This is a genomic window from Mesorhizobium tamadayense, assembly GCF_003863365.1.
Classification (GTDB): Bacteria; Pseudomonadota; Alphaproteobacteria; order Rhizobiales; family Rhizobiaceae; genus Mesorhizobium; species Mesorhizobium tamadayense.
In genome coordinates this window covers 138,696-146,326 of sequence record NZ_RQXT01000013.1, presented here as the reverse complement: position 1 = coordinate 146,326, position 7,631 = coordinate 138,696, and the positions used below count along the sequence as shown (strand labels likewise).

The following is a 7,631-nucleotide window of genomic DNA, read 5'->3' as shown; positions in this document are numbered from 1 at the left end:
GCAGCGACCTACTCGCTTCATGCGGGTGTGGCCGTTCGGCTTCGTTCAATGCCGTGGTCCGTGCTCCACCAGACGGGAGCTGTATCGGTCGCGTATGAACTCGTTGAAGAACCGCCCCTTGGAAGGAGCGGCCGTGAACGCGGCGTAGGTCTCGGGCTCAACCTCCTCATAGTCATAGCGGTCGCCGCTCGGCACGAACCATACCGAAAGGATCTTCGTCGCCGGATCGTAATGTGCGCTCCGGAGAGCGGTGGAAGGCATGACGGACGTCCTGTTTGCCATGCCGTAATTCCTAGGGCTGTCGCGAGGTTCCGCCGCACTGGGTGTTGGCAGAGCAGTGCCTTGCGGGACCAGGCGAATTGCCTATCTGAGAGCTTATGCCGTCAACGAAATCGAGGGCTGCGGCTCAGGTCCGCCAGGGCGATCTTTTCGGCGCCTCCAATAGCTTGCCGGAAGGATTCCACTACCGGCCGGAGCTGATCACGCGCGACGAAGAGGTCGAGTTGGTCCGCCGCATCGAAGGCCTGCCGTTCAGGCCCTTCGACTTTCATGGCCATCTTGCCAACAGGCAGGTTATCGGCTTCGGGCTGCGTTACGACTACGCTCGCCGCGAGGTCGTTGGAGCACCGACAATACCCGACTTCCTGCTGCCGCTTCGCGACAAGGTCTCCGACTTCGCCGGCCGGCCCGCGTCCGAGTTCTCGCAGTTGCTGATCAACGAATATCGGCCCGGCGCCGGCATCGGCTGGCATCGCGACAAGCCCCATTTCGAGCTCGTCGCAGGCGTCTCCCTGCTGGCGTCCTGCAGCTTCCGGCTACGCCGCAGGAACGGAGCGACATGGGACCGGGAGACGATCGAGGTCGAGCCGAGATCCGCCTATCTCATGGCCGGTCCGGCGCGCAACGAATGGGAGCATAGCATTCCGCCGCTCGCGGAACACCGCTACTCCGTCACATTTCGGACGTTGCGGCCCAAGCTCTGACGGTCGTCGGCTTACGCTCCCGACGCCAACGACGTCACCTGCCACACCGTGTTGCCAACGTCGTTGGCGACAACCGGCGCGTCCGCCTCGATACCGGAAGCGTCACCAGCCTGGCGGATACACTATGCTGCGGCCCTGGCCGGCCCGGCCGGGAAGACGCCCGACATGACGATGAAGCCCTTGATGCGCTTGACGCGGTCGCACCAGCGGCGGATCGCCGGGTAATCCTGGCGCGGAATGCCGCCCTCTTCCGACAGCATGATGTAAGGGAAGCAGGCGATGTCGGCGATCGTTGGATGCGCGGCCGAGCATATCCAGTCGCGGCCCTGCTGCTCGCCGAACCACAGATGCTCGTCGAGGATGCGGAACAGCCGGTGCGCGCCGGCGCGCGCGGCATCGATGTCGAAATCGTAGAACAGCGCGTCGTGCAGGCGCGCGGCCGATGCCGTCGCGGTGATGCCGTCGGCAAAGGCCAGCCACTGGCTGATCTCGCCGAGAAGCGCCGGGTTGTCCCTCGGGTACCATTTGCCGGACGGATCGTATTTCGAGGCGAGATAGACCAGGATCGCCTGGGCGTCGCGCAGGATCAATCCGTCATCCTCGATGACCGGCAGCTGACCGAGCGGATTGAGCTTCAGGAACCATTCCGACTTGTGCTCCCGGCCGGGATAGAAATCGATCGGCACGGTCTTGTGGTCGATGCCGAGGAAGCTCATCAAGAGCCGCAATTTGTAGCAATTGCCCGACAGCTCGTAATCGTAAAGCGTAATCATCGGCGGCTCCTAGATGTCCAGCACGAGGCGTGCCGATTTGGCGCGCGAGACGCAGGTCATGATCTTTGTTCCGGCCTTGCGCTCGGCGTCGTTGAGATACACGTCCTGATGGTCGGGCTCACCCTCGATTACCGTTGCCATGCAGGTTCCGCAGGCGCCTTGCTCGCAGGACGACGGCACGTCGATGCCGCTCTCGCGCATGACCTGCAGGATCGTCTTGCCGGCCGGCACCTGAAGTGTGACGCAGGAGCGCGCCAGCGCCACCTCGAAGCTCGAGCTGTCGTCGATCTTGTTGGTGTTCTTGAAATACTCGAAATGCACGGCGCTGTCCGGCCAGCCCTGCTCCGCCGCTATCTTACGCGCCGCCTCCAGCATCGGGCCGGGGCCGCAGATATAGAGATGCATGCCGTTGCGGTAGCCGGTCAGCACGCGGCGAAGCTCGGCGCCGGTCTCGTCCGGCGAGAATCCGAGATGCGGCTTCAGCGCATCGCCGAGCGCTCTCAGCCGATCGGCGAAAGCGAGGTGCTCCTCGCCTTGCGCGAAATAATGCAGCTCATGCGTCAGCTCCTGGTTATTCAGCGCCTGCGCCATGGCGAGCAACGGCGTGATGCCGATGCCGCCGGCGACGAAGATCGTCTTGATGGCATCGCGGCGCAGCGGGAAGTTGTTGCGTGGCTCGGAGATCGCCAGCACGTCGCCCTCGCGCACCGTCTCATGCATGCATTTCGAGCCGCCCTTCGAATCCCGCTCCAGCTTGACGCCGATGACAAAACTGTCGGTCTCGCCAGGGCCGTTGGTGATCGAATACTGCCGGATCTCGCCATTGGGCATGTGGACGTCGATATGCGCGCCGGGCTGGAAGGTGGGCAGGATGCCTTTGATAGGACGCAGCTCGAAACCGGCAATGCCGTCGGCGGTCTGCCACTTCCTGGCCACGGTGACGCGCAGCGCCGCCTTGCGGCCATGCGCGGTCAGCTCCGGCATTTCGGCAAGCTCGGCCGAGACCCGTTCGTAGACCGGCTCGATCGGCGCCGGCGCCGGCGCATTCGCCATATCGCGCTCGGCCTCGTCGCGGAGCCTGGAAAGCCGTTCATTGTGGTGGCGCAGGACGGCGATGTGCGCCGACCCTTCGGCGTCCCGATCGAGCACGCCGCGGATGACCGAACGATTGGAATCGGCCGGCTGGACGAAGAAGACGCCAAGCGTCTCGGCAGCGCCGTCGCGGGAGCGGAGCGCCACGGCAAAATCCTGGGCAGCCTCGATCAGTGTTTCGGCGGCGTCGCCGTCGATCGCCCCATTGGGCTGGAAGCGATAGGCCTTCAGCCTCTCGACGACCTGGTCAGCCGGCGCGTTGACGGCTATTCCGCGCAGCGCGAGCAGCTTGCCCTCGGCTAGGCCGGCGACATCCGGCACCTCGCCCAACGGCTCTTCGGACGACCAGACCAGTCCGTAGCGCTCGACCGCCGGAAAGGTGCGGTTGGTGATGGTGCGGGCCGGCGCGTCGGCCGGATGGGCGGGGATATAGGTGCAGCCGGCGGTGCGGTTCGAATAGCGCCAGCCGTGATACTGGCACTTCAGCTCGCGGCCGTCATTGATGCCGATCGACAACCTCACGCCGCGATGCAGGCAACGGTTCTCCCAGATGTTGACGTAGCCGTCATCGGCCCGCCAGACGGCGAACTCGCGGCCAAGCAGCTGGCCATGGAACACGTGGCGGAACGGCAGATCATGGGCAGCGGCAATCGGATGCCACCGGCTTCGGGCTTCTTCCAACATCAAAAAGTCTCCAAAAATGTCCTGGTCAGGCTGCAGCCGGAATGACCCCGTAGGTCACGCCTTTCTGGCTGAGCCAGCGCCGGTAGGCGATGGCCGACTTGTCGGCCCGGATCGGGGTCTCGGCGCGCGGATCGAGCGGCAGGCGCTTCGGGAACTGGTTTTCCAGGATCGGCTTGTCCTGGCCGAAGATCGTCTGCTGGAAGCGCTTGATCACCTTGTCTTCGCTGTTCTCGTCGAGCACGCAAAGCAGCAGGTGGGCGCGCACATGTTCCTGATCGAGAGGCTGCAGGAAGATTGCGATCACGTCGCGCCGGCTCTCGTCGACCGGGCTCGATTTATAAAGCACCGAGCAATAGGGGTGCGGCACGCGGTAGACATAGTCGACATCGGCGCCGCCATCCGAGGCGGTGGACGCCATCGGCTGGAAGAAGCGGCAGCGCGTGGCGAGAATCTCATCGCGATCGACGGAAATCTCGACATCGTATTCCTTGACCTCGGTATGCGGTTCGGCGCCGAGGATGTCGGTATGCACGTAAGGGAAGTGGCCCATATCGAGAAAGTTCTCGATGGCGCGCGGTGCCGAGACGTTGACGCCGAAGGTTGCCGCGTTGAGCCGGCGCCGGTCGGGCTCGGCATATTCGGGGATCGGGAAGAGGTCGGCCGGCGGCGACCCCAGCGAGGTCCAGACATAGCCGTAGGCGCCCCTCGCCGGCAGCCTGTCGGCAGCCGGAACCTGGTCGGCCCCACGCGCATCCGGCCGCGAGCGCCAGACGACGGGCTCACCATCGACGCCGACCTGGAAGCTGAGACGCTCCTCGAGCAGGACCGTTTCCTGGACTGCGCCGGGCGCGGCTTCGGCGATCGCACCCACGGGATGCCAGAGATTGAGGATCACCGTATCCGAGCATTTTGCCATGGAACTACCTTTTGAATAGCGTCTAATCGTCAATCAGTTTTGTGCCGGAATGGCGCCGTAGGTGACGGCCCGATCGCGCAGCCAGCGCCGGTAGGAGACCGAGACGGCGTCGGCACGGATCGGTGTCTCGGCGCGCGGGTCGAGCGGCAGGCGCTTCGGGACCTGGTTCTCCAGGATCGGCTTGTCCTGGGCGAAGATCAACTGCATGAAGCTGCGCACCGTCGCCGCTTCGATGCCGTCCTTGAGATAGCAAAGAAAGGGATGGGCGATGCAGTTCTCTTCATCGACCGGCTGGACGAAGAGCGTGATCACGTCGAGCCTATGCTTCTGGACCGGATTGCTCTTGTAGAGCGCCACCGTGTAGGGCCGGATCACCTTGTAGATATAGTCGACGACAGAGCCTTCCCTGGCGGTCGGCGACGCTACCGGCTGGTAGAACTTGCACTCCGTCGCCAGCACCTCGTCCTGGGCAGTGATCTCGACATTGTAGGGCGCGACCTCGGTGTGCGGCTCTTCGCCCAGCCAGCCGGTGTGGACGAACGGGAAATGGCCCATGTCGAGGAAATTCTCGACGGCGCGTAATCCCGAGACCTTGACTGCGATCGACCCGCCGCTGACCAGATGGCGGTCCGCTTCATTGGCCTCGGGAATATAGACGATGTCGCGCCAGGGCTTGTCGAGACAGGCCCAGATGAAGCCATAGCGCTCGGCGGTCTTCAGCGCGGCGCCGGTATCGGCGCGAACGACTTCGACCCGGCTCGAACGCTTGCTGATGACGAGATCGACCCCAAGCAGACGTGTCGGAAACGGTGTATCCCGAGTGAGCGATTCCCGGTCCGCGACAATGTGCCAATCGTTCAGCAGCTCGCGGTCGACGCAACGGGCAGCCATCGGCCTCCCTCCCAACTCGGCTAGCCCTTCACCATGAACCTAGCCCGGCGCTTCGAGATACGAAAACACAAGATTGGATATCAATCAATGATTTTTTGTCAGCCAAAATCCTTTTTTGTGTTGACAGATTTCAGCGATTGACTTCCGATATATGAAATTTCCGACGAGGCGTGTTCTCACCAAGGAAGCCTGCTGACCATGCCTTCGAAATGGCGGAGAGCCGCGCCTTGAGCAGCCGTTCCCAGACAATAGCGGATATCCTTACGCGCGCCATCATCGATCACCGCTTGGTGCCTGGCTGCAAGCTCGGCGAGCGCGAGCTTGCAGAAATATTCGACGTCAGCCGCATCGTCGTGCGCCAGGCGCTGATACGGCTCGCCGATGACGGGCTGGCGCAGATCGAGCGCAATCGCGGCGCCTTCGTCGCCAAGCCGAGCATGCAGGAGGCGATGGAGATCTATGACGCGCTGACGCTGGTCGAGCAGGGCGTCGCCGCCCAGCTCAGCGACCGCCTCGGTCCGGCCGGATGGGCTGAGCTGCGCCAGCATGTCGAGCGCCAGCGCCACGCCGTCGCCGCGGGCAACGACGCGCTGGCCGACGTGCTCGGCCAGGAATTCCACACGGTGTTCGTGCGCTTGAGCCGCAACAAGGTGATGCAGGAAATCCATGCGCAGCTCGTGCGCCGCACGACGCTGCTGCGCTCGCTCATCACCGCCGATTTTGACTATTGCAACCTGCTCGACGATCATTCGCGCGTCGTCGATCTCCTGGAAAAGGGGCGGCTCAAACAGGCGATGGACCTGATCGACACGCATCACCGTTCGGTGGTGCGCGGCTACATCATGGATCGCGAAGTGTTTCCCGAGATGACGCCGGCCGAGGCACTGGCGCCTTATCTCGAAGCCAAGGCGGACGGCGCGACGGCGTCGGTCGCCCCGCGCAAACCAGCAAAGACTTCCGGGCCAGCAAAGACTTCCGGGCCAGCAAAGACTTCCGGGAACAGCGACGGCGCCACGGCGCACCTGCACGTCCATCTCCCCAAGAAAGATCCGGTACCGACAAGCCGGGCAGCAAGCAAAAAAACCAACAGAGGGTTACCCACATGAACGACCTGACAAGACGCGGATTTTTGAAATACGGCGGTGCGCTTGGCGCCGCCCTCGGCGCCGGAGGGCTGAGCACCATCGCCAGAGCGCAGGAAGTGCTCAAGATCGGCGTCGTCTACGTCTCGCCGATCGCCGAGATCGGCTGGACCAAGCAGCACAGCCTCGGCGTCGAGGCAATCAAATCGGAATTCGGCGACAAGGTCGCCCTCACCGTCATCGACAACATCTTCATGCCGCAGGATGCCGAGCGCATTTTCCGCGAGCTCGCCGGCGCCGGCAACAAGCTGATCTTCGGCACCAGCTTCTCGCATGGCACGCCGATGCAGAAGGTGGCGCCGCGCTTCCCCAAGGTGGCTTTCGAGCATTGCTCGGGCATCGTCCATCTCGCCAATCTCGGCACCTTCGAAGCCAAATATTACGAAGGCACTTTCGTCGCCGGTGCGGCGGCCGGCCATATGTCGAAATCGGGCAAGATCGGCTTCATCGGCGGCTTCCCGATCCCCGACATCGTCGGCCCGGCCAACGCCCTGCTGCTCGGCGCGCAGAGCGTCAACCCGAACGCCACCTGCAACGCCATCTTCCTCAATTCCTGGTTCGATCCGGGCAAGGAGAAGGAAGCTGCCAAGACGCTGCTTTCACAAGGCTGCGACGTCATCTGCTCGATGACGGACACGGCGACCGGCGTGCAGGTCGCAGGCGAAGGCGGCGCCTGGTCGATCGGCTATGCCAGCGACATGGCGAAGTTCTCCGCCGGCAAGCAGCTGACGTCCTTCGTGCTCGACTGGACCAGCGACTATGTCGGCGCCGCCAAGGCCGTCGCCGCCGGCACCTGGAAGCCGGAAGTGCGTTGGGACGGGCTGGCTGCCGGCGTTGTGAAGATGGCGCCCTACAATGATGGCATACCGGCCGACACCAAGGCCAAGCTGAAGCAGCTCGAAGCCGACATCGGCAGCGGCAAAGTGCATCCCTATGCCGGCGAGCTGAAGGACCAGGACGGCAACGTCAAGGTCGCGAGCGGATCGGTGCTGGCCGACGACGACATTCGCGGCATGAACTGGTTCGTCAAGGGAATGATTGGCAAGCTGAGCTGATCTTTCAAAGAACCGGGGAGACGCCGAAGCTCAGTCCTCGGCGTTTCCTTGCCTGGTTCCCGTCCAACCTCGCTTCAAGCCCGGCAGGACCCGCC

8 protein-coding genes are annotated in these 7,631 nt (G+C 63.6%); 3 read left to right on the top strand and 5 right to left on the bottom strand.

What is annotated here, in order from left to right:
• Positions 1-45: 45 nt before the first annotated feature.
• A complete protein-coding gene (locus tag EH240_RS13660) occupies positions 46-282 on the bottom strand; it encodes a KTSC domain-containing protein (RefSeq protein ID WP_425374792.1) in 237 nt (78 codons plus the stop codon).
• Between the two features lie 95 nt (positions 283-377).
• Between EH240_RS13660 and EH240_RS13655 the strand changes: the two genes are divergently transcribed.
• Entirely contained in the window at positions 378-983 is a 606-nt protein-coding gene (locus EH240_RS13655; protein ID WP_124999022.1) for an alpha-ketoglutarate-dependent dioxygenase AlkB, read from the top strand.
• Positions 984-1,105: 122 nt separating this feature from the next.
• Here the strand turns inward: EH240_RS13655 and EH240_RS13650 are convergent, their stop codons facing one another.
• From EH240_RS13650 to EH240_RS13635, 4 genes are read right to left on the bottom strand one after another with little or no spacing between them, the layout of a single operon-like run.
• Positions 1,106-1,756 (bottom strand): glutathione S-transferase family protein, encoded by a 651-nt coding sequence (locus EH240_RS13650; protein ID WP_124999020.1) that lies wholly within the window; start codon positions 1,754-1,756, stop codon positions 1,106-1,108.
• Between the two features lie 9 nt (positions 1,757-1,765).
• Positions 1,766-3,532 (bottom strand): 2Fe-2S iron-sulfur cluster-binding protein, encoded by a 1,767-nt coding sequence (locus tag EH240_RS13645; protein WP_124999018.1) that lies wholly within the window; start codon positions 3,530-3,532, stop codon positions 1,766-1,768.
• Between the two features lie 25 nt (positions 3,533-3,557).
• Entirely contained in the window at positions 3,558-4,448 is an 891-nt protein-coding gene (locus tag EH240_RS13640) for an aromatic ring-hydroxylating oxygenase subunit alpha (protein ID WP_124999016.1), read from the bottom strand.
• 33 nt (positions 4,449-4,481) lie between these two features.
• Positions 4,482-5,339 (bottom strand): aromatic ring-hydroxylating oxygenase subunit alpha, encoded by an 858-nt coding sequence (locus EH240_RS13635; RefSeq protein ID WP_124999014.1) that lies wholly within the window; start codon positions 5,337-5,339, stop codon positions 4,482-4,484.
• Between the two features lie 227 nt (positions 5,340-5,566).
• On the opposite strand from EH240_RS13635, the gene EH240_RS13630 reads away from it, so the two are divergent.
• Positions 5,567-6,445 (top strand): GntR family transcriptional regulator, encoded by an 879-nt coding sequence (locus tag EH240_RS13630; RefSeq protein ID WP_124999012.1) that lies wholly within the window; start codon positions 5,567-5,569, stop codon positions 6,443-6,445.
• Complete coding sequence (locus EH240_RS13625) at positions 6,442-7,536, top strand: BMP family ABC transporter substrate-binding protein (protein ID WP_124999010.1); 1,095 nt, start codon at positions 6,442-6,444, stop codon at positions 7,534-7,536. Before EH240_RS13630 ends, EH240_RS13625 begins: the two co-directional genes overlap by 4 nt.
• Positions 7,537-7,631: the final 95 nt, after the last annotated feature.